The 21,391-nt window shown below is 39.4% G+C and carries 21 protein-coding genes; 3 read left to right on the top strand and 18 right to left on the bottom strand.

The window, feature by feature from the left end; all coding sequences use genetic code 11:
• Positions 1 to 215: MFS transporter (locus tag CZ487_RS03345; RefSeq protein ID WP_161949595.1), on the top strand; the 215-nt coding region annotated here is incomplete at its 5' end.
• A 39-nt stretch (positions 216 to 254) separates the two neighbouring features.
• Here CZ487_RS03345 and CZ487_RS03340 read toward each other — a convergent pair.
• The 17 genes from CZ487_RS03340 to CZ487_RS03260 all read right to left on the bottom strand — a co-directional run bounded on the left by CZ487_RS03340 (position 255) and on the right by CZ487_RS03260 (position 17,299).
• Complete coding sequence (locus CZ487_RS03340) at positions 255 to 977, bottom strand: amino acid ABC transporter ATP-binding protein (protein ID WP_077210820.1); 723 nt, start codon at positions 975 to 977, stop codon at positions 255 to 257.
• The gene (locus tag CZ487_RS03335; protein ID WP_077210819.1) at positions 974 to 1,630 is read right to left on the bottom strand and encodes an amino acid ABC transporter permease; all 657 of its coding nucleotides are present in this window, start codon (positions 1,628 to 1,630) and stop codon (positions 974 to 976) included. Before CZ487_RS03335 ends, CZ487_RS03340 begins: the two co-directional genes overlap by 4 nt.
• A gap of 151 nt (positions 1,631 to 1,781) precedes the next feature.
• Positions 1,782 to 2,615 (bottom strand): transporter substrate-binding domain-containing protein, encoded by an 834-nt coding sequence (locus CZ487_RS03330; protein ID WP_077210818.1) that lies wholly within the window; start codon positions 2,613 to 2,615, stop codon positions 1,782 to 1,784.
• A gap of 222 nt (positions 2,616 to 2,837) precedes the next feature.
• Positions 2,838 to 3,653, bottom strand: a complete 816-nt coding sequence (locus CZ487_RS03325; protein WP_077210817.1) for a formate/nitrite transporter family protein — start codon at positions 3,651 to 3,653, stop codon at positions 2,838 to 2,840.
• 199 nt (positions 3,654 to 3,852) lie between these two features.
• Positions 3,853 to 4,674, bottom strand: a complete 822-nt coding sequence (locus CZ487_RS03320) for a basic amino acid ABC transporter substrate-binding protein (RefSeq protein WP_077210816.1) — start codon at positions 4,672 to 4,674, stop codon at positions 3,853 to 3,855.
• Positions 4,675 to 4,867: 193 nt separating this feature from the next.
• A complete protein-coding gene (gene menC, locus CZ487_RS03315; protein WP_202617779.1) occupies positions 4,868 to 5,983 on the bottom strand; it encodes an o-succinylbenzoate synthase in 1,116 nt (371 codons plus the stop codon).
• Between the two features lie 129 nt (positions 5,984 to 6,112).
• Entirely contained in the window at positions 6,113 to 7,570 is a 1,458-nt protein-coding gene (locus CZ487_RS03310; protein ID WP_077210815.1) for an aldehyde dehydrogenase family protein, read from the bottom strand.
• A 3-nt stretch (positions 7,571 to 7,573) separates the two neighbouring features.
• Positions 7,574 to 8,314, bottom strand: a complete 741-nt coding sequence (locus CZ487_RS03305) for an SDR family NAD(P)-dependent oxidoreductase (protein WP_077210814.1) — start codon at positions 8,312 to 8,314, stop codon at positions 7,574 to 7,576.
• A gap of 5 nt (positions 8,315 to 8,319) precedes the next feature.
• Complete coding sequence (locus CZ487_RS03300) at positions 8,320 to 9,396, bottom strand: tartrate dehydrogenase (protein WP_077210813.1); 1,077 nt, start codon at positions 9,394 to 9,396, stop codon at positions 8,320 to 8,322.
• Between the two features lie 11 nt (positions 9,397 to 9,407).
• Positions 9,408 to 10,769, bottom strand: coding sequence for an FAD-binding oxidoreductase (locus tag CZ487_RS03295; protein WP_077210812.1), 1,362 nt, complete (start codon positions 10,767 to 10,769; stop codon positions 9,408 to 9,410).
• Positions 10,770 to 10,786: 17 nt separating this feature from the next.
• Positions 10,787 to 12,052, bottom strand: a complete 1,266-nt coding sequence (locus CZ487_RS03290; RefSeq protein ID WP_077210811.1) for a TRAP transporter large permease — start codon at positions 12,050 to 12,052, stop codon at positions 10,787 to 10,789.
• A complete protein-coding gene (locus tag CZ487_RS03285; protein WP_237562791.1) occupies positions 12,052 to 12,528 on the bottom strand; it encodes a TRAP transporter small permease in 477 nt (158 codons plus the stop codon). Before CZ487_RS03285 ends, CZ487_RS03290 begins: the two co-directional genes overlap by 1 nt.
• A gap of 79 nt (positions 12,529 to 12,607) precedes the next feature.
• Positions 12,608 to 13,651 carry a TRAP transporter substrate-binding protein gene (locus CZ487_RS03280; RefSeq protein ID WP_077210810.1) on the bottom strand — a complete coding sequence of 348 codons (1,044 nt, stop codon included), beginning with the start codon at positions 13,649 to 13,651 and terminating at the stop codon, positions 12,608 to 12,610.
• A 278-nt stretch (positions 13,652 to 13,929) separates the two neighbouring features.
• Complete coding sequence (locus CZ487_RS03275) at positions 13,930 to 14,457, bottom strand: nitroreductase family protein (protein WP_077210809.1); 528 nt, start codon at positions 14,455 to 14,457, stop codon at positions 13,930 to 13,932.
• Between the two features lie 139 nt (positions 14,458 to 14,596).
• Complete coding sequence (locus CZ487_RS03270; RefSeq protein WP_077210808.1) at positions 14,597 to 16,111, bottom strand: acetyl-CoA hydrolase/transferase family protein; 1,515 nt, start codon at positions 16,109 to 16,111, stop codon at positions 14,597 to 14,599.
• 130 nt (positions 16,112 to 16,241) lie between these two features.
• Positions 16,242 to 16,886: a LytTR family DNA-binding domain-containing protein gene (locus CZ487_RS03265; protein ID WP_077211837.1), complete on the bottom strand. Its 645-nt coding sequence runs from the start codon at positions 16,884 to 16,886 to the stop codon at positions 16,242 to 16,244.
• Positions 16,887 to 17,068: 182 nt separating this feature from the next.
• Positions 17,069 to 17,299 (bottom strand): excisionase family DNA-binding protein, encoded by a 231-nt coding sequence (locus CZ487_RS03260; protein ID WP_077210807.1) that lies wholly within the window; start codon positions 17,297 to 17,299, stop codon positions 17,069 to 17,071.
• A gap of 201 nt (positions 17,300 to 17,500) precedes the next feature.
• On the opposite strand from CZ487_RS03260, the gene CZ487_RS03255 reads away from it, so the two are divergent.
• Both CZ487_RS03255 and CZ487_RS03250 read left to right on the top strand, forming a co-directional pair.
• Positions 17,501 to 18,877: a UDP-glucose dehydrogenase family protein gene (locus CZ487_RS03255; protein WP_077210806.1), complete on the top strand. Its 1,377-nt coding sequence runs from the start codon at positions 17,501 to 17,503 to the stop codon at positions 18,875 to 18,877.
• The gene (locus tag CZ487_RS03250) at positions 18,849 to 19,373 is read left to right on the top strand and encodes a phosphatase PAP2 family protein (protein ID WP_077210805.1); all 525 of its coding nucleotides are present in this window, start codon (positions 18,849 to 18,851) and stop codon (positions 19,371 to 19,373) included. Before CZ487_RS03255 ends, CZ487_RS03250 begins: the two co-directional genes overlap by 29 nt.
• A 174-nt stretch (positions 19,374 to 19,547) precedes the next feature.
• Here the strand turns inward: CZ487_RS03250 and CZ487_RS03245 are convergent, their stop codons facing one another.
• Positions 19,548 to 20,783: an IS110 family RNA-guided transposase gene (locus tag CZ487_RS03245; RefSeq protein ID WP_077210804.1), complete on the bottom strand. Its 1,236-nt coding sequence runs from the start codon at positions 20,781 to 20,783 to the stop codon at positions 19,548 to 19,550.
• Positions 20,784 to 21,391: the final 608 nt, after the last annotated feature.

Genomic DNA, 21,391 nt, shown 5'->3' with positions numbered 1-21,391 from the left:
AAGCCCCTATAGCTATGCAAGGAGAAGTATTAGGCTATAATACGAGCCTACGCTTTTTTGGGAATATTATCGGACCAATGATGGGTGGATTTGTTTCAGGCTACTTTGGTTTCTCAGCGGTATTTTATATCACAAGCGCCATCCTCCTTGTGAGTGCTCTTCTCCTATTAGCAGCAAAGCAAAAACATCATGAAGTAGTTAAGAATACAGCATAAAAAAACTTCCATCGAGCGATGGAAGTTTTTCTACTATTATTATAGGACCTTGCTTAAGAAAGACTTCGTTCTTTCTTGCTGCGGGTTTTCAAACAGTTCTTTCGGGACATTCTCTTCAACGATATAGCCGCCATCCATGAACAGAACGCGATCCCCAACTTCGCGGGCAAACCCCATTTCATGAGTAACGACCACCATTGTCATGCCTTCCTTAGCCAGCTGTTTCATTACTTCTAATACCTCTCCGACCATCTCTGGATCGAGGGCTGAAGTTGGTTCGTCAAATAGCATGATTTTGGGTTCCATTGCAAGCGCCCGGGCGATAGCAACACGCTGTTTTTGACCACCTGATAATGAATCTGGATATACTTCTGCCTTATCTTCAAGCCCTACTTTTCTTAAAAGCTCTAAAGCTTTTTGTTTCGCTTTTTCCTGTTGGACGTTTTTGACGGTCATAGGTGCCAGCATAATATTTTGAAGAACGGTTTTATGAGGGAAGAGATTGAATTGCTGGAACACCATCCCTACTTCCGTTCTAACTTTATTAATATTGGTTTTTTTATCCGTTAAATCAACACCACCAATATAGACATGTCCCCCTGTTACAGTTTCTAATAAATTGAGGCATCTCAGGAAAGTAGATTTTCCTGATCCGGATGGGCCAATCACTACTACAACTTCTTTCGGATTAATACTTACACTAATATCCTTTAAGACTTCATTATTTCCAAAGTGCTTTTTAAGATTTTCTACTTTAATCATTCAGTTGCCAACCTCTTTTCCAAACGACGTAGTAAGAAGCTCAATACCATCGTTAATACAAAGTAAATGACGGCTGCTGTCAAATACGGCTCCCATACCTTATAATATTGCCCTTGGAATGCACGGCTCCAATACATGATCTCTGGAACAGCGACCAATGCCAAGATGGAAGATTCTTTAAGAAGAACAATAAATTCATTCCCAAGCGGCGGAACCATTCTTTTAAAAGCTTGGGGTAAAATGATATGTCGCATTGCTTGCACATGGCTCATCCCAAGCGACCTTGCCGCTTCCATCTGTCCTTTATCAATGGATTGAATCCCGGCTCGGAAGATCTCCGCAATATAAGCAGAAGCATTAAGAGTTAACGCAACAATCCCCGCGACAAGACCATTTGTTGTCCCGATTAGTGCCGGAATCAACCCGAAGTGAATAAGATAGATTTGCACAAAAAACGGTGTTCCACGATAAAAAGCAATATGCAAGTTAAAAGGGAAAGCTAGCACCTTATTTTTCATCATCTTCCCTAAACCAATTAATAAACCTAAAATGGTACCTAATAGAATACCTATAAGAGAAACTCCAATTGTATAAAAAGTTCCTTCTATAAAATAGGGCATATACTCCCCTATCAAATCAAAACGAAAATCCATAAAGTAACCTCACTTTCTACTAAAATGAAAGCTGCCTGACATGAACAAATATGCTGGACAGTTTTTAATCGAGCATCGTGATTCTAAAAAAATTGCGTAACACTAGTTTTATAGAGTTACGCAATTCGAGTTAATCGTTCTTCGTCATTGCTTATTGCTGTTCTTTCAGCTTTTCGACATTTGGTTCATTCCCAAACCATTCCTTATATATTTCTGTATACTTTCCATTATCAAAAATAGCATTAATTGCTGCATCAATTTCTGGTTTAAGCTCACTTCCTTTTGGCAGTAATAAACCATAAAATTCCGCATCAAACGCTTCTGCATCTTCCACTACAGTTAAATTTTTTTCTAGATTGTTTTTTGCATACTCTTCAACAATTGTATTATCAGCCAAAACCGCTTCAGCACCGCCGCTTAACAACTCTTGAATGGCTAAGTTATTATCTTCAAACTTCTTCATATCTCGATAGTCTTTACCGAGAACACTTTCAGCAGCTGCTTGACCAGTTGTACCGTTTTGAACAGCTACAACCTTCCCTTTTAAATCTTCTGCACTCTTAATATCGCTGCCTTCAGGAACTAATATTTTAATAGTTGATAAATAGTATGGTACTGAAAAATCATAAGATTCTTGTCTTTCTTCATTAATCGTGATTGAACCAAGACCGACCTGTGCAGTCTCTCCCTCTACTTCCACAAAAATGCCATCCCATCCAGTATTAACTAGATCCATTTCATAACCAGCTTCTTCAATCACAGCTCTAACAAAATCAACATCGAAACCTACGATTTTATCACCTTCTAGGTATTCCATTGGCGCATAAGCTGCATTTGTTACGACTTTAATGGTCTTCTTTTCAGCTTCATCAGAAGAGCTCGTCCCCTTGTCAGCTGTACTGGATTCACTTGACCCACATGCAGTAAGCAGAACGAGAATAAAAGCTAGCATCGCCATGAAGCTAAGTTTTAAGTTCTTTTTCATGTAATTAATCCCCTTTTTTTATGTTAGTATAGCTTTAAAAAATATGTTACTAATTTTCTCTATTTTCTGATATGTATTATTATACCGATTTGTCGAATATTTTGCAATAATATAGTAAAATATTCGCATGTTCATGTGATCTATTGTAACACTCAAAAAAAAGCCATTATATTAGCATATAAATGGCCTTTCTTCTTGATATATTAATTGTTTAAGATAATTTTATCCTGCTTTCAGATTCTTTTTATTGTTATGAGTTTCTTTTCTATGCTGCCTGTTACTATAGGCAAACCAGTATAACATCGCGACAAAAAGGGAACCACCCACTGCATTTCCTATGAAAACGGGGACAAAGTTACTTATATAATCGCTCCAAGTTAAAGCTCCCGCAAATATTGAGGCAGGAATGACAAACATATTTGCCACTACATGCTGAAAACCAATCGCAACAAAAGTCATTGTCGGAAACCATATTCCTAAAATTTTACCCGTTATATTATCCGCACCATAAGATAACCATACGGCCAATGCAACAAGCCAATTACATCCTATCCCAGAAATAAAGGCCTGAAGGAATGTTTCGTCAAGTTTATGCTCAGCGATAGAGATTGTTTTAACCAAATACAGCCCTGTCTCTGTCAAACCGACAATATGTCCAAAAAAATAAGCGACAAAGACGGCACCAAGAAAATTACTAATGGTCACCAGCAGCCAATTTTGCAGAAGTTCTTTCGTTTGAATTTTGTTGGCAAACCTCGCCATCGGAACCGCCATCATGTTGCCTGTTAGCAGTTCTCCTCCTGCAATCAACGTCAATATCAGTCCAATCGGAAAAACAGAGGCCCCTAAAATAGAAGAAATACCAGACAAGCTATCCGATAGCGGTGCCGTAACCCGAATATAAAGTAAATATCCTAATGCAATAAAGGCACCAGCTTGGAAACCAAGAATCAATGTTTTTGTGAAAGGATATTTAGCCTTTTTGATGCCATAGTTTACGGTACTTGCTGCGATATCCTCTGGTTTGCTATATGACACTCTAACCATATCCCTCCGGGTAAAATATCCGAACTTGTTTCTTGTATGTGAATTAATTCACATTAATCATCTTTATTTTAGCGCAAATTTATCATAATGCTTGTGAACAATTTAGTACGTTTTGGCAGATCATTGTGACTTTTATCTAATAAGTTTTAAAAAAATACGCAGCCTATGAAGACTGCGTATTACCCCATCATTATTGTTGTGCTTTTAAACTTTCTACATCTGGTTCTGCTCCAAACCATTCTTTATAGATTTCAGCATATTTCCCATTCTCAAAAATAGCATTAATCGCCTTATCATACTCAGCTGCTAATTCGCTGCCTTTCGGGAACATAACACCATAGTATTCTGCATCGAAGCTGTCGTCTGTTAAAACAGTTAAATTCTTATCAGGATTCATTTTTGCATAATATTCAACTACCGTATTATCCGCAATAACAGCATCTGCACCGCCGCTCAAAAGTTCTTGAATAGCGAGATTGTTATTTTCAAACTTTTTTACATTTGGACTATTAACGCCTAAAATCGCTTCTGCAACTTCTTGACCAGTTGTACCATTTTGAACTGCCACTATTTTATCCTTTAAATCTGCCCCGCTTTTCACTTCGCTGTCAGCAGGTACTAAAATCTTATTTGTCGATAAATAATATGGTACAGAGAAATCATATGTCTGCTTTCGATCATCATTGATCGTAATTGAAGAAATAGCAAGATCTGCTGTTTTCCCTTCTATCTCTACGAAAATTGGATCCCAGCCTACATGAACAATTTCAGCTTCATACCCCGCTTCTTCTGTTACAGCTTTTATAAGATCAATATCAAATCCAACAACCTTATCACCTTCCAAATATTCCATTGGTGCATAAGCTGCATCAGTTACAATGCGAAGAGTCTTTTTTTCTTCAATACTAGCTGATTCCCCTTCGTTCTCAGCCTCTGTGCCAGTATTACTTGAGCCGCAAGCTGCAAGCATCAAGACAAAGGCCATCATCGTAATGTACATTAACTTTTTCACTGTAAATCCTCCCCTTTTAAAAATAGAATCCTTTGTACATTAAAAATTTTCTATATATTCTGATATGATTATATCGGTCTTTGTATTCATATGCAATAAAAATTCTTTCATTAACTAATATGCTAAAATAGTAAAGTGCTTTTCACGCTGCATAAAAAAAGCAGTAGAAATTTGATCTACCACTCTCTTCTGGTTATTTATTATTGAAGACTTTTTTTTCAATTGTGCTAGATTGCAGGATTTTTCGATTGATGTTATAACCGATGCCTGGCTTATTTGGCACGTTAATGATCCCGTTTTCTACCGTTACTTCTGGTTCTATTATGTCATGCTGCCAATAGCGTTTCGACCCCGCCGTATCACCTGGCAGAACAAATTGGTCAAGTGTTGTTATCGCAATATTATGAGCCCGGCCAACACCCGCTTCCAGCATCCCCCCGCACCAAATTGAAATGTCGTGAAGCTTGCAATAATCATTGATTTTTTTAGCAACCGTTAGTCCACCCACACGTCCAATCTTCACATTTATGATTTTACAGCTTCTGAGTTCGACTGCCGTTTTTACATCCTCAAAGGAATGGATGCTTTCATCAAGACAGACCGGGGTGATCAGTTCCGCTTGCAGTTTGGCATGATCGATAATATCATCATGACCTAAAGGCTGCTCAATCATCATTAAGTTCAAATCATCGAGTTTTTTTAAGTGTTGGATATCATTTAGCGTATAAGCGGAGTTGGCATCTGCCATTAAGGGAACGTCCGGAAAGTGCTTTCTAACTTCCTTTAACACCTCCACATCCCAGCCAGGTTTGATTTTCACTTTTATTCTTTTATATCCTTCAGCCATATATGTATCAATAACATTCAATAAATCTTTTACTGTCGGTTGAATTCCAATGCTAATCCCGACATCGATTTTCTCTTTTGTACCGCCAAGGCTATTAGCAAGACTTTTGTTTTGCTTCTTTGCGTAGAGATCCCAGACCGCCCCTTCTAAAGCCGCTTTCGCCATACTATTTCTTCTTATTTGCGAGAAACGTTCTGTTACCTCATCAGGATGTTTAAGCGGTGCTTGTAACAGTAGCGGTATTAAAAAATCCGTCATAATATGTTCATTTGTTTTAACTGTTTCTTCCGTATACCATGGGCTCGAAAAAGCAACCGATTCCCCAAAACCGCGGTATCCGTCCTCATCAATCATTTCGATAATAAAGAACTCTTTGTCTTGAATCGATCCGAAGCTAGTAACAAACGGATCATTCAATTTCATCATGACACGGTGTAAGATGATTTGATTAATGCTAATCATTTCTCAGACCTCCATCTATTACTCTTTTATAACGATCTATTTTTTTATAATGAATCCATATTATAGATAAAGAATACCATCTTAACAAAAAGAACCAAAGCCTCAAAAAGCTTTGGTTCTCTCTACACCTTAATATTTCAATGAGACGTTCTTAACTTGCGTATAGTTCTTTAGGGCTTCTAATCCTTTTTCCCGGCCAAAGCCGCTCTTTTTGTAACCGCCAAACGGCATGGCAATTCCTCCACCTGCACCGTAATGGTTGATGAATACTTGTCCACACTGCAGTTCGTTCGCAATACGGTGTGCTCTTCCTGCATTTTCCGTCCAAACACCTGCTACTAATCCATAAGGCGTTCCATTTGCGATTGAAATTGCTTCTTCTTCCGTTTCAAATGTTGTAACCGTTAGAACAGGTCCGAAGATTTCTTCCTGTGCAAGAAGATGATCAGCAGGAACATCATCAAACACAGTCGGTTTTAGATAATATCCATTTTCACAGTTTTCCACCTGTGCACGTTCACCGCCAGCAGCAACCGTGATGCCATCATCTTTCGCTTTCTGAAGAAATTCAGAAATTCGTTCAAATTGCTTTTGAGATAGCACTGGTCCAAGATCATGATTTTCGATCCCTGGTCCGATTGATAGCTTTTCCATCGCAGCTGTTAGCTTTTTCACAAACTGGTCTTTATAAGATTTTTCAATGACTAAGCGTGAACCAGCAGAACATGTTTGACCTGCATTTTGAACAATCGAACGAAGAACCCACTCAAGAGCATTCTCCTCGTTACAATCTGAAAACACGATATTCGGAGACTTACCGCCGAGCTCAAGTGTAACCGGAACAATATTTTGTGCAGCAGCTTCCATGACTCTTTTTCCAGTTTCTACTGAACCTGTGAAAGTAATATGATTTACATCTGGATGGCTGGAAAGAGCTGAACCCGCCTCATATCCGTAACCTGTTACGACATTGATAATTCCTTTTGGCAGCGGCAATGCTTCTAACACTTCAACTAACTTTAGTGTTGAGAGCGGAGTATCTTCCGCAGGCTTTAAGACAGCTGCATTACCCGTTGCTAATGACACGGCAATGCTTCTTGCTGCAATTTGAATCGGATAATTCCATGGAATGATATGGCCGACAATGCCAATCGGTTCGCGAACCACATAGTCGATCACTCCAGGGCCGATTGGAATTGTTTCACCCATGATTTTATCAGCAACGCCAGCATAATATTCAAAATAGCGAGCTGCAATTTCAACATCCGTCTCTGCCTGAGATAATGGTTTACCTACATTTAAGGTTTCTAACTTCGCTAGTTCTTCTTTATTGTCGCGAATAATTCCAGCTGCTTGGAACAAAATTTTACCACGCGTATACGGCTCCATCCCTTTCCATTCCTTAGAGGCGAATGCCGTTTTAGCAGCTGAAATTGCTGCATCAATTTCAGCTTTATCCCCTCTAGGTGTATACGCCAATGTTGAACCATCAGCTGGATTTTTCACTTCAATTAAATTTTCTTTATTGGGTACAACCCACTTCCCGCCGATATAGCTTCCAATTGTCTGAACATCAGATGTTTTCACAGATTAAATCCCCCTTCCGCCGTCTACGTTTAGAACGGAGCCTGTTACGATCGCTGCTTCTTTAGAACAAAGATAGACAAGAGAGTTGGCGATATCAATCGGTTGAACTAGTTTGCCTAATGGAACACTTTTCTTGAAAATGGTGTCCTTTGTTGCTTCAATATCCGCATCTTTCGCTGAAAATTGACCTAACATATTGGTGTCAGCAGGACCTGGATTCACTACATTTACTCGAATTCCGTATTGAGCTAATTCAATCGCCAATGCCTGAGAGAATGACACTACAGCTCCTTTTGAAGCAACGTATGCATTCAAGCCTGGACGAGGTCTAACCATCGAAATGGAAGAGATATTGATAATAACCCCTTCTCCTTGTTTTTTCAAATAAGGAGTCACTTCACGGCAAGTAAGAAAAGGAGCAGTTGCATTAACACTCATAATCTTCTCCCATTCTTTTAATGTTACTTCTTCAATTGGCGTGGCAGGCTGTGCAATACCTGCAATATTAACAAGACCAGTGATGCGGCCAAATGTATCGTTAATCTCTGTAAAAGCCTTCGCTACTTCCTCTTCCTTCGTCAAATCAACCGCAATAGGAAGAAGACGGTCTGTTTTTTCAATGCTGTCGACATTCAGGTCAAGTGCGGCCACAAATGCCCCTTCTTCTAAAAACCGATTGACTGTTTCTCTTCCCATACCACCGCTGGCACCAGTTAATACAAATACTTCATTCTCTAATCGCATTTACATTACCCTTCTTTCACTAGTTGTTTTTGGACTGCCTCACGAATAGCAGATCCCATTTCACTTGTTGTAGATTGACCACCAAGATCCGGTGTTCGAACTTCACCCTTCGTTAACACATCTTCAATTGCTGCAACGACTACTTCACCTAAATCTTCTCTGCCTAAATGGTTAAGCATAAGTGCTGCAGACCATATTTGCGCAATCGGATTGGCAATTCCTTGTCCAGCAATATCTGGAGCAGATCCATGAACTGGTTCAAACATCGAAGGGAACTCTCCATCAGGATTTAAATTAGCAGATGGTGATAGACCTAATCCCCCAACCACAGCAGAACCTAAATCACTTAAGATATCTCCAAATAGATTTGAAGCGACAACCACTTCGAAGTCATGCGGCCTTGAAACAAAATAAGCAGCTAATGCATCAATATAATAGCTGTCCAGCTCAATAGATGGATATTGTGCAGCCACTTCATTAACGGCATCATCCCATAATTTCATAGAATGAATGATTGCGTTTGATTTCGTTGCACTTGTAACAGATTTCTTTCCATACTTTGCAGCATAATCAAATGCAAACTTCGCAGCTTTTCCTGTACCTTTACGGGTGATGACCGTATTTTGGATCGCAATTTCTTCTTCTGTTGACGGGTACAATCTACCACCACTGTTGGAATACTCACCTTCCGCATTTTCACGGACAATGACAAAATCAATTGGAGCATCTCTAGCAAGCGGGCTTGCAACACCTTTCAATAATTTCACAGGACGGAGATTAATATACTGATTGAAGTTCTTGCGGATTGGCATGATTAACTCCCATACCGTTACGTCATCAGGTACCCGTTTGTCACCAATGGCCCCGAATAGTATTGCATCATATTCTTTTAAAACATCCAGAGCATTATCCGGCATCATTTTTCCATGCTTTAAATAATACTCACTGCTCCAATCAAAATGATCAAACTCGAATTTTAATTCAGGATCTAGTTCATTAAGCAAGTTTAATAGCTTTACTGCTTCATCAACTACTTCGATTCCAACTCCATCACCTGGTAAAACGGCAATTCTTTTCGTCATATTATTAACTCCTATCGTTCTACAATTTTTCCTGGATTAAGTATATTATCAGGATCTAGCGCCACTTTAATAGCTCTCATGATTGGAAGCGCGGTAGCTTTTTCCTTTTTCAAGTAATTCATCTTTCCGGATCCAATCCCATGCTCGCCAGTACAAGTCCCTCTATGAGAGATTGCAAACTGAACAATCTTGTCATGCATATCATAAAAACGCTGCATCTCGTCTTCATCATCTGGATTCAGTCCCATCACCACATGAAAGTTTCCATCACCAACGTGGCCCAGAATTGCACCGTCAAGTTTGTACTCTTCCAGCATTTCTCTGCCATATTTAATAGAAACAGCTAATTCTGAAATCGGTACACATACATCAGTGGATACAAGCTGGCCCTTAGGTTTCATTCCGACAATTGACAGCGCTGCATGATGACGCGCTTCCCAAAGCTGGGCACGTTTCAATGAGTCGGTCTCAGCTTTAAATGTTATAGCACCGGAATCCTCCATTAATTCCTTAATCAAAGCGATTCCATGCTCTGTAGCTTCCTTCGTTCCGCTATATTCCATAAATAATGTTGGAGTTTCTTCAAATTCGGTTCCGTTATAGGTATTTACCGCTAAAATTGTATGCGCATCGACTAACTCAATCTTACCGATATCTACTCCCGCCTGAAGAACTAGCTCAGCGGCTTTTGCGGCAGCTTCGACACTTTCAAACGTTGCTTTTGCATCAATGGTGGCCTCTGGAATTCCATACAGCTTCAACGTGATTTCAGTAAAAACCCCCAATGTCCCTTCCGATCCAACCATTAACTCTGTTAAATTATATCCAGCTGATGATTTAACAACTTCTCCCCCTGTTGATACGAGGCTTCCATCAGCCATCACCACTTTTAGACCTAATACATTATGCTTCATCGTTCCATAGCGAACAGCATTCGTTCCACTTGCATTTGTCGCAGTCATCCCTCCCACGGTCGCATCCGCACCCGGATCGATTGGGAAAAACAAGCCGTATTTTTTCAGATGCTTATTAAGCTGTGTTCTGGTTACACCCGGCTGCACTTTTACAACAAAATCTTCAGGATGAACAGCGATGACTTCATTCATTAATGTGAAGTCAAGGCTGATTCCTCCTTTTAAAGGGGTTAAATGACCTTCAATACTGCTTCCCGCTCCAAAAGGAACAATTGGGATACGATTATTAGCTGCGTATTTGACAATCTCAACAACTTCTTGTTCAGATCTCGGAAACACAACGATATCCGGATTTTTCTTTTGATGATAGGAAGTACCACCACTATGGTTTCGGAGAACTGTTTCATTGACACTAACACGTTCTGAGTCTCCAATAATCGCTAATAAATCGTTATACATTTCTTTCACCTTCTATATTAATCTAGTAAAAACAAACTGATGGATGGTATAAAGCTTAATAATAAGACATCGACGATTAGGATGATAATAAATGGAACAATCGCACGAATGACTTTTTCCAATCTTAAATTGGCAATGTTAGAAGCCACGAACAAGTTAATGCCAACTGGTGGTGTGATCATCCCAATTGCAAGGTTAACAACCATGACAATCCCGAAATGAACAGGATCCATACCAGCTGCCGTTGCAATAGGAACTAAAATTGGTGCTAGAATTACAATAGCAGCCGCTGTTTCTAAGAAAGTACCAACAATTAACAAGATGATATTAATTATGATAATAATAAAGATTGGATTTGTTGTAATACTTAACATCGCCTCGGATAGCTGCAAAGGAATTTGTTCCCTTGTTAATAGGAAACCGAATATAGATGCACAGGAAATAATAAACATAATAACGGCCGAAGTGACCGCTGATGAAATAAAGATTTCCGGAAGATCCTTCAGCTTAATCTCTCGATAAATAATAAGACCTACAATTAATCCGTATACAACAGCTACAACCGATGCTTCTGTCGGGGTGAAAATCCCCCCGTATATACCCCCGAGGATAATAACTGGCATTAAGATAGCAAGAATCGCCTTGTTAAAAGAGACGACAATTTCCTTTAACGAACTCTTCTCTCCTTTTCCATATCCTCGTTTTCTTGAGATAAAATAAGCGACGATAATAAGGGTAATTCCAACAAACATTCCCGGTGCGATACCTGCGATGAACAGGTCGCCAATGGAAGCGCCCGCAATAACACCATATAGGATCAACGGTACACTTGGCGGAATCATAACCCCAATTGTACCTCCGGCAGCTTGTATAGCCGTTGAGAAACCTTTATCATATCCGCGCTGTGTCATCGCTGGAATTAATATTGCCCCTACGGCAGCAGTTGTTGCTGCAGCCGACCCAGAAATTGCAGCAAAAAACATACAGGCTACAATGGATACAATCGCTAAACCGCCATGAAAGCGTCCCACAATCGTACTAGCAAAGTCTACTAATCTTTGTGAAATTCCGCCTGTTTCCATAAGCTTCCCAGCTAAAACGAAGAAAGGAACCGCCATTAGAGAAAACGAGTCAGTTGATGTGAACATTTTTTGAACGACAACCATTAAAGGAACACTGTCTTGAACCATTAAGACAAGCATCGAAGCCAGCCCTAGCGCTACTGCGACTGGAATGTTAATAATAAATAAAGCAATCAATAATCCAAATAACAACCACGCCATCAACTACTCGCCCCCTTTCTCCATTCTGAGATGGTTACATAAAGTAAATTAATAATGAATAGTACACTTGATATAGGAATAACGTAGTAGATATAGCCCATAGGAATTTGAAGTGCTGGAGATTTTTGTGCCATGCTTCTGCTGATAAATTCTAAGCTGCTGTCGATGATTTGCCAGAAGAAGAAGATTATAAGAGCAGCAGAGATAATTGTTAATCCCTTTTTGACTACACCACTCGTTTTTTCATAGAGCAATTCTATGCTCGGATGAGCTTTAACACTCATACCATAGCCAGCTCCTAAAAACGTTAGCCACACAAGTAAATATCTGGCCATTTCCTCCGTCCAAGCCAGTGGCTGGTTAAGGACGAATCGAAATAGTACCTGCAAAAATACAACAATAACCATAGCAATAAACATAATAATGAGTACCCATTTGATTACGCCATTGATGATATCTAATAACCTTTTCGCCACTTTAGATTCTCCTTAGTTTTAAAAAACTTGGTTAGTGTACGATCTAGCTAACCGTACACCCGCCAAGTTTTCATTTGTGTTATTTAGTGTTTAAAATCGCCTCAATTTTGTCTTTGCCAAACTCACCTTCATACTTTTCGTAGACAGATTGAATCGCTTCACGGAATGGAGCTACATCCACTTCTTCAATGACTTCAATTCCATTGTCTTTAACAATTTGTAAAGAATCTTCATCCGCTTTAACACTTAATTCGCGTTCTAACTGCATTGCTGCTTTACCTTCTTCAAGAAGAATCTCTTGGATATCAGCAGGGAATGAGTCCCAAACTGTTTTGCTGAACATAAGGACTGCTGGTGAGAATAGATGTCCAGTTAATGTCATATACTTTTGATTTGCATCATGAAGCTTGTACGTATCTGCAACAACAATTGGATTTTCCTGTGCATCAACAACACCTTGTTGTAGTGCTGTTAGTGCTTCATTCCAAGCCATAGGAGTTGGTTGTGCTCCTAGTGCTGTAAATGCGTCTAAGTGGATTGGGTTTTCTTGTGTACGAATTTTTACGCCTTTTAAGTCTTCAGGCTTTGTAATTGGATGTGTACTGTTAGTGATGTGGCGGAACCCATTTTCTCCCCATTCAACTCCAACGATACCAACATCCTCTAAGCCAGCTAGTAATTCTTGACCAACTTCACCATCTAATACATTGAAAGCATGCTCTCTTGATTCAAATAAAAATGGTAAATCAACAATTCCAATTTGTGGATAGAAGTTTGCAATTGGTGCTGTAGACGAAATTGACAAATCAGCTGTTCCTAATGTAAGTGCCTCTGTTAACTCTCTCTCTGCACCTAACTGACTTAATGGAAAGACTTCGATTTTTACTTGTCCTTCTGTACGTTCCTCTACTTTTTCAGCCAATTCTACTAATGCTAATTGGTAAGGATGGTTCTCTGGCAATGAGTGACCTGCCTTCAAGTTATAAGTTTTTCCATCATTGCTACCACCGTTGTCTGATGATGAATCTCCCTCGCTGCTTGTTTCTGTTCCGCCTCCACAGCCCGCTAATACAAGACTTAAAAACAGGAAAGGTACAAGCCATAAATTTCTCTTTTTAAACACTTTGTTGTCCCCCTAATTGTCAGATTATTTTACAAGATTAGATATATTATAACATCTTTTTTCTATTTATCTACCGAATTTTATTATTTTTTTGATTATTTTTATTATACTAGGATAATCTTAATGAACTTCACGATTGGTTAGATATCCACGAACTAGTGTATTTAGTTCTTAAAATCATAATGAATCAACCGTTAAAAACTATTATTTTATTTAGAAACAAAACTATCCTACCTTAGTTTTTTTCAATAATGATCAGTTACAGCAAAAAACCCTCATTATTGTCGGAATTTCTCGAAAAATATCGTTTCATTTCTTTTTAGCAATTTCTTTTCTTTTGGTTTTTCTGCCGGATATCCCAAGCCTAGAATCGCCACAACCCGTCGATCATCCGGAAGTCCTAACTCTTTTCTGACATGCTTCTCTCTATTTTCTGATTCCTCCTGGTCTTCAGAATGGTATACAGCGCCAAAACCAACTCCTAACCCTAGATCGGTTGCAGTCAACCACACATACCCACATGCAATTGAGGCATCTTGGAGCCAATATTTGCTGATATCTGGGCGGCCCGTCACGACAACTGCAGCTTGTGCTGTTGATAACCACTTCATATACGGCGTTGTTTTTTCAAGATAATCAAGAGTTGATCTGTTCTGAACGAGGATGAACTCACGGGAGTTTAGATTATTTCCAGAAGGAGAGTAGTAGGCTGCATCCACAATATTTTCTAGCAGCTCTCCAGGAATTTTTTTGTTCTCAAAACTAGTAATCTCTCTTCTAGATCGAATAATTTCTAATACAGACATGTTTAGACCTCCAATATATTAATAGACTTTTCTTATTATATCAAATTATCTTATCCCCGTTTTAGTACACCTCAATTACAAAAAAAACTCACCGTCCTCCCTAATGTGAGGGATGAACGGTGAGTAAATTGCTCTCATGTTAGGCTTCTTGGTTAACTGTTTGCCTCATCGTTTTATTTTTTTCAAAGTTGATGTGCCATGATAGAGCTTTCTCTAAAACATGTGGCGTTTGGCCGCCATAAGTAAGCGCTTCTGTATAATAATCCCAAAGTTGATCACGGTACATAGGATGTGCACAATTTTGAATAATTAACTCCACACGTTCTCTCGGAGCCAATCCGCGCAGATCCGCATAGCCTTGTTCAGTTACAATTACATCAACATCATGCTCCGTATGGTCAACATGGGATACAAACGGAACAATACTGGAAATGTCACCGTTTTTCGCAATAGACTTCGTAACGAAAATTGCCAAACGGGCATTACGTGCAAAGTCTCCAGACCCGCCGATTCCATTCATCATCTTTTTACCCATTACATGAGTGGAGTTAACATTGCCATAAATATCTAACTCTAATGCGGTGTTAATAGAAATTAAGCCGAGTCGGCGGATAATTTCGGGATGGTTTGAAATTTCCTGCGGGCGCATAATTAGTTTGTCACGGTATTTTTCAAAATTAGAAAAAACTTGATTCATCTTGTCTTCTGACAGTGTAATTGAACAGCAAGAAGCAACATTTACTTTTCCAGCATCGATCAAATCAAATACTGCATCCTGCAGCACTTCTGAATAAACCTCTAAATCTTCAAACTCTGAGTCTATTAAACCGTGAAGAACAGCATTTGCTTGGGAACCAATCCCAGATTGCAATGGTGCTAGACTGTTTGTTAAGCGACCTGCTTTAATTTCTTCACGTAAGAAATTAATTAAATGATCAGCCATAATTTTCGTTTCCTCATCAGGCGCTACAATTGTTGATGGAGAATCAAGCTGATTTGTGAAGACAATTCCTTTAACTTTACTAGGATCTACAGGAATTCCAAGCGTTCCAATTCGATCTCCTGCTTTCGTTAGTGGAATTGGATTTCGCTCACCCTGTTTCCCTGGATCGTATAAGTCATGAATTCCTTCTAGTAATTCAGGCTGGCTCATGTTTATTTCTACAATTATATTTTTCGCATGCTCTGTGAAAACATATGAATTTCCAATTGAAGTTGTCGGGATGATCATTCCATCTTCAGTTATAGAAACCGCTTCCACAATTGCGAAATCAATAGTATCTAGTACTCCTGCACGTACCCATTCCGCATTGTGAGATAGATGTTGATCAATAAAGAATAATTCCCCTTCATTTATCTTCTTCCTCATCGTTGGATCTGCCTGGAAAGGAAGACGCTTGTTGATAATGCCCGCTTCAGCAAACTCCTTGTCTATATCAGATCCTAATGATGCTCCAGTATAAACATTAACTTTAAACTTTTCATGTTCTGCTCTTTTTACTAAGGCAAATGGAACTGCTTTTGCATCGCCAGCTCGAGTAAATCCGCTTAACCCTAAAGTCATGCCATCTTGTATCCAAGACGCTGCTTCCTCTGCTGATACAACACAATTTAATAGCCGCTGATCTTTAATGCGTTCATAGTTGTTGTTCATTTCCCATCCCTCTTTCCAAGTTTTGCGTTTTATTTTTATTTTATCGCATTGAGTTCAGAATATTAGGAGAGCAGGACAGAATTAGTAAAATTTCGAACGAAACAGAAAATTTTGATGATGAGGAAGAATGTTAGAAACCTAATAATTTTCGAAAGTAACTCGAATAAGACTGACTTACAGAAATTCTCGTTTCATTTTTCATAGCGAGCATAAAGGTTGAGTGACTATCCGGGTATATTTCTTTAATATGGTTGACGTTTACAATAAAAGATCGGTGACATCGAATGAAGGAATCCTTTGGCAATGTATATTCAAATTCCTGCAAAGAATATTTATGTGTACCGGAGATCGACTCCGAAATAACATGTGTCTTTCTGTCCTTTGCTTCTATGTAGATAACGTCAGAAAATGGAATTGGCTTCCAACCATCTAAAGTCTTTATGGTAACGACTGATTTCCCATTCGTTAAGGCAGGATAGATAGCCGTTACACACCCTTCAATTTCATCAGTATTCGAAAAAGGCACAGCCATTCCATGATAAGGAATTCCATAAATCTCTTTATCTATGAACTCTGATACCTTTTGTTTTGATGTTAAAGCCTTATGCGCAATCGTCCCTTTCTTGACAGGATCGCCTGGCTTAATTTTTAAATCAATTCGTTTACTCGGACGATAATAAATATACTCACTAGTATTTGATACCGCAAGAGAAATTTCATCTGAAAATAACTCACCGATGACATCTAAAAGAGAAGTAATTGAAAGCTGCTTCATCCCTAGAACCCCTTTCCATGCTGACATTCACTCAGACATCCCCTATTCTAACATTCACCCCCCGGTACCTGGTACCCTAAAAAGACACTTTCTCATTTTTGTCCACGGGCGGTACCTGGTACCTCAAAAAGACACTTTCCCATTTTTGTCCACGGGCGGTACCTGGTACCTTAAAAAGACACTTAGTCTTCATCTTTTATGTCTCGGTCTTCGGGGATTGGCTCGTTAAGAATTTCTTCTATTAATTCTTTGTATTTTTCTACTTGTTTCAAGTGCGTATTGAATTGTTCCTTATTAATCAGATAACTTTCTCCATCAAAAACCGCACGTATACGCTTTGTCTGAATAAGAGACTGCACCGCTTCTTCTGTAATAGATAAATATTCTGCCGCTTCCTTTATCGTCAAATACATAGTATCGTTCCTCTTTCTGGTATGTAATATAGTGTACGCTCAAAAAGGACAAATGTCCTTTCGCGGTACCTGGTACCTAATCCGGTACCTAATCCCCTTTTATACAAACATTTTACACCGTCTTAACACTGGGTCAAGATTGCGTTAAGGTTTCTTTCGTACAATGTAGTTGTCAGATTATTTCCTTATTGGAGGGATTACATGAACATTGCCGTTACTGGAGCAGGATATGTTGGATTAGTAACAGGTGTTTGTTTAGCTGAATTGGGGCATGAAGTCATCTGTATAGACGTGAATGAAGAAAAAATTGAAATGCTTAAAAGAGGTCGATCCCCCATTTACGAACCAGGTCTGGAACCCCTGCTTGAAAAGCACTTAGATAACGGACGGCTGCACTTCACGATAAGCCCTGACACCGCCTATAGAAAAGCCGAAATTATTTACATTGCCGTCGGTACACCTCAAAAACACGATGGCACCGTTAATTTAGATTTCATTATGAAAGCAGCCGAGACCATTCCACAATATATAAAAAGAGATTGTATTATATGTACGAAAAGCACTGTTCCTGTGGGGACTAATGATAAAATACAACGCCTCATTCATGAAAGAAAACCCCCGGATGTTCGGATTGACGTTGTTTCTAATCCCGAATTTCTAAGAGAAGGATGTGCCATGACAGACTTTTTTAACGGCGACCGAATTGTGATTGGTGCAAGCAGCACGGAAGCAGCCTCTACGATAGAAAGTATCTATCTACCGTTAGGTATTCCATGTATCAAAACGGATATAAAGAGCGCTGAAATGATTAAATACGCCTCAAACGCTTTCCTAGCAACGAAAATTAGCTTTATTAATGAAATTGCTGCTATTTGTGAAAAAATCGGTGCAAATATAGAGGAAGTAACAAAAGGAATTGGTTCCGATAAACGAATCGGACCACATTTCTTACAGTCAGGAATTGGTTATGGAGGATCTTGTTTTCCAAAAGACACCCAGGCACTCGTTCAGCTTGCCGGAAATGTTCAACACCCATTTGATCTCCTGCAAGCAGTCATTCAAGTTAATAACAGACAACAGTCACTCCCTGTCAGAAAAGCAAAGGAGTTACTATCTTCGCTTAAAGGAAAAAAGATCGCTTTACTAGGTCTTTCATTTAAGCCTAATACAGATGATATCCGTGAGGCCGCTTCACTAACCATCATTCATGAATTACAAAAGGAAGGTGCGGCGGTTACAGCCTTTGACCCTGCTGCACTGCCAAATACATTACAACATTTAGGGAATTCCATTCAATATGCCGTAACCATCGAGAGTGCCCTTCAAAATGCTGATGCAGCGATTATTGCCACAGAATGGAACGAAATCAAACATGCCTCCTTAGATATTTATGAGAAATACATGAGAACAGCGATCGTCATTGATGGGAGGAATTGCTACTCTCTAAAGGATATTCAAAATCACAATATTACTTATATATCAATTGGCAGACCGCCAATTATTAAGAAACACGCAGATCAAGCCAGCCTAAATGCTAAGGAGAAAACCTATGACGAGACTACTGCTCACTTGCTATAACTATGAATGCCAGCTATTCCGCAAAATAAATCGATATTTTAAGAACAAATATATGAATTGCTTTTTCAGTATGATTACCAATCTTGGCGGGGCATTGTTCACCATATCCGCTGTCCTATTCCTGATTTTGATTACTTCTAGTCAAACTAGAATAACAGCCCTTGCAAGCGCTGCCGCACTCGCACTAAGTCATGTTCCCGTTTTCTTTTGCAAAAGATTTTTCCCAAGACAACGACCTTATATAAAACTAGAAAAAACAATGTTCCCTGAAAAACCATTACGTGATCATTCTTTTCCTTCTGGACATACAACAGCGATTTTTTCAGTGATCATCCCGTTCGTTCTATTTTTACCAATCCTATCCACAATTTTAATCCCAATAGGAATATTCGTTGGTATATCTAGAATCTATCTGGGCCTTCATTATCCATCAGATGTAATCGTTGGTATGGTGATCGGTTGTGTTGGCGGAAGTCTATGTTTTTACTTCATTTAAAGCCCAGTGGTAATATGTCAAGCACTAAAATTCAATGAATTGGAAATTAATATTGTCTTTCATTGAAAAGTGTTTAAAAAAGAGTATACCTAATAAACCTCACACTATTTTCAATTTTTTACCAATACTTTCAAGTGTGAAGCTGGGTGTTTGAAAGGGTGTGAATGAGAAGTTTTAATCTCTCCTTTCGGGTGGTGTGTACAACTGATTGGTGCGTAGTAGCGAAAACACCAATCGTACCAGTTTTCTTGCGGTTAAGACGAGAGCGCGTTTGTGTTTATGTTTTGGAACTTCATCGTACTTCTTTGTGTAAAAAGCTTTATATTCAGAGTCGTACTTTCGGATCTTATCGGCAGCTTGAATAAGGTAGTAACGCAGGTATTTATTACCTGTCCTCATTCTAGCCGTTTCCTGGGATTCGAATTCGCCTGATTGGTTCTGGTTCCATACCAAACCTGCATATTTCGCTAAGGCATGATGATCTTTAAATCGCTTTATATCGCTAATTTCAGCTATCAACCCTGCCGCATAAACGTCTCCAATTCCTTTTACAGACGTTAGGGTTTGCGGTATGCCTTTCATTAACTTGGCAATTTCTTTATCCAGACGCTTTACCTGTGACTCGATATGTTGAATGGTACTTAAAGTAACAGACATCGAAATATTTACGGGGTCCTGCATAGCCTTATTCAGCCGGTAAGATGATCTAGCCAACTTTTGAAGGTATTTTGCGATTTCCTCTGGCTTTTCAAATCGGTTTTTTCCTTTATCTTGCAGGAACTCGACGAGTTCCTCGAGGCTCATTTCAGCGATCGTTTCGGGCTCTAGTTCCTCCATGACAGCCATACTCGTAGCTCCGAATTTATCTGAAAATGGATTATCCTGTCTCAGTCCACTGAACTTTAAAAAGAGCTGGTTAAGGAAATACGTTTTATTTCGGGCAATCTCCCGCATAAAATGAAACCTTGTTCGCGTTAAGCGCTGAAGAGCTTCATATTGTATGGCATCTTTCATTTGGGCTGGCAGTCGGCCAAAGCGCAAGTGGTCAGCGATGACCCAGGCATCTATGCGATCGTTTTTTACAAGAGAATCATACCCTTTTTTGAAACGAGCGACTTTTCTCGCATTTAGTACGTAGATAGAGGCTTGAAACTTAGGTTCATAGCCTTTCATTTGGTCTTGTAGATAATGGGCAAGGTGCCAACTGTAAAGATCAGTGGCTTCCATCCCAATCTTCAATTGGTTGGCCTGACTTTTTTCCGCAGTTTCTAGCATTCGTTTGATCAGGGTTTCGGCCCCGGTTTGATCATTAGAAACAGAAAAGTCGGCGAGTGTGGACCCGTCCTCCTTCATGAAATGGACATGATGGGACTTCAAGCTTACATCTACACCAACAAGCATTTGTGACATACCAATCACCTCCAGTATGTAAGTTAATCAAGAACGTTCAGACCTGGGTGCCCACGGGAATCATCGATGTCTTCCTCGTCATCAGCACTCAAAGAAAAGAAGTCCATCATGAGCGCTACACTCACTTCTTTTACGGCGGCGCAACCAGTGGTTAGACCTTCAATAATGAACCATGGGTAGCAGGCTTATGAAGCAGTACACCAAAGTGTCCGCAAGGGGGAGAAGCAATATCCTGATACGATCCTGTCGGTTCCATTGTCCCATGAGCAGGTCTATGAACGCTATAAAAAAATGACGGAGTAAAACGCTGGAGCTTCCTCCATTCTCCGCCATTTCTCGATATTCAGTTAAAGGCATTTCAAAGAAGCAGTAGGGAAACTATCCCCCTGCGAAATAAGAACAACACATTAATCTATTATTGATAGTTTGAACTTTACCTCGGCTTCCCCATCAGGTGGGTGAAACAAGGGTAAAACTAAAATATTTAAGATGGGGAAGCCGAAAGGCTAACCTTGATAACCTATAGGAATCTAGAGTGAATTTTAGAGGATCCGGATCAACTGGAAATTCTTCTAGAAAGAGCTCTTACTAGTACTATACGAGGGGGA

It is taken from the genome of Robertmurraya dakarensis, from assembly GCF_900156875.1.
Taxonomy (GTDB): domain Bacteria; phylum Bacillota; class Bacilli; order Bacillales; family Cytobacillaceae; genus Robertmurraya; species Robertmurraya dakarensis.
This window is presented reverse-complemented; position numbering and strand designations above follow the sequence as displayed.

Coding starts and splice junctions, on each gene's coding strand:
- CZ487_RS03340 (WP_077210820.1), bottom strand. CDS start 977: ATGATTAAAGTAGAAAATCTTAAAAAGCACTTTGGAAATAATGAAGTC.
- CZ487_RS03335 (WP_077210819.1), bottom strand. CDS start 1,630: ATGGATTTTCGTTTTGATTTGATAGGGGAGTATATGCCCTATTTTATA.
- CZ487_RS03330 (WP_077210818.1), bottom strand. CDS start 2,615: ATGAAAAAGAACTTAAAACTTAGCTTCATGGCGATGCTAGCTTTTATT.
- menC (WP_202617779.1), bottom strand. CDS start 5,983: ATGATTAGCATTAATCAAATCATCTTACACCGTGTCATGATGAAATTG.
- CZ487_RS03305 (WP_077210814.1), bottom strand. CDS start 8,314: ATGCGATTAGAGAATGAAGTATTTGTATTAACTGGTGCCAGCGGTGGT.
- CZ487_RS03300 (WP_077210813.1), bottom strand. CDS start 9,396: ATGACGAAAAGAATTGCCGTTTTACCAGGTGATGGAGTTGGAATCGAA.
- CZ487_RS03295 (WP_077210812.1), bottom strand. CDS start 10,769: ATGTATAACGATTTATTAGCGATTATTGGAGACTCAGAACGTGTTAGT.
- CZ487_RS03290 (WP_077210811.1), bottom strand. CDS start 12,052: ATGGCGTGGTTGTTATTTGGATTATTGATTGCTTTATTTATTATTAAC.
- CZ487_RS03275 (WP_077210809.1), bottom strand. CDS start 14,457: ATGTCTGTATTAGAAATTATTCGATCTAGAAGAGAGATTACTAGTTTT.
- CZ487_RS03270 (WP_077210808.1), bottom strand. CDS start 16,111: ATGAACAACAACTATGAACGCATTAAAGATCAGCGGCTATTAAATTGT.
- CZ487_RS03265 (WP_077211837.1), bottom strand. CDS start 16,886: ATGAAGCAGCTTTCAATTACTTCTCTTTTAGATGTCATCGGTGAGTTA.
- CZ487_RS03260 (WP_077210807.1), bottom strand. CDS start 17,299: ATGTATTTGACGATAAAGGAAGCGGCAGAATATTTATCTATTACAGAA.
- CZ487_RS03255 (WP_077210806.1), top strand. CDS start 17,501: ATGAACATTGCCGTTACTGGAGCAGGATATGTTGGATTAGTAACAGGT.
- CZ487_RS03250 (WP_077210805.1), top strand. CDS start 18,849: ATGACGAGACTACTGCTCACTTGCTATAACTATGAATGCCAGCTATTC.
- CZ487_RS03245 (WP_077210804.1), bottom strand. CDS start 20,783: ATGTCACAAATGCTTGTTGGTGTAGATGTAAGCTTGAAGTCCCATCAT.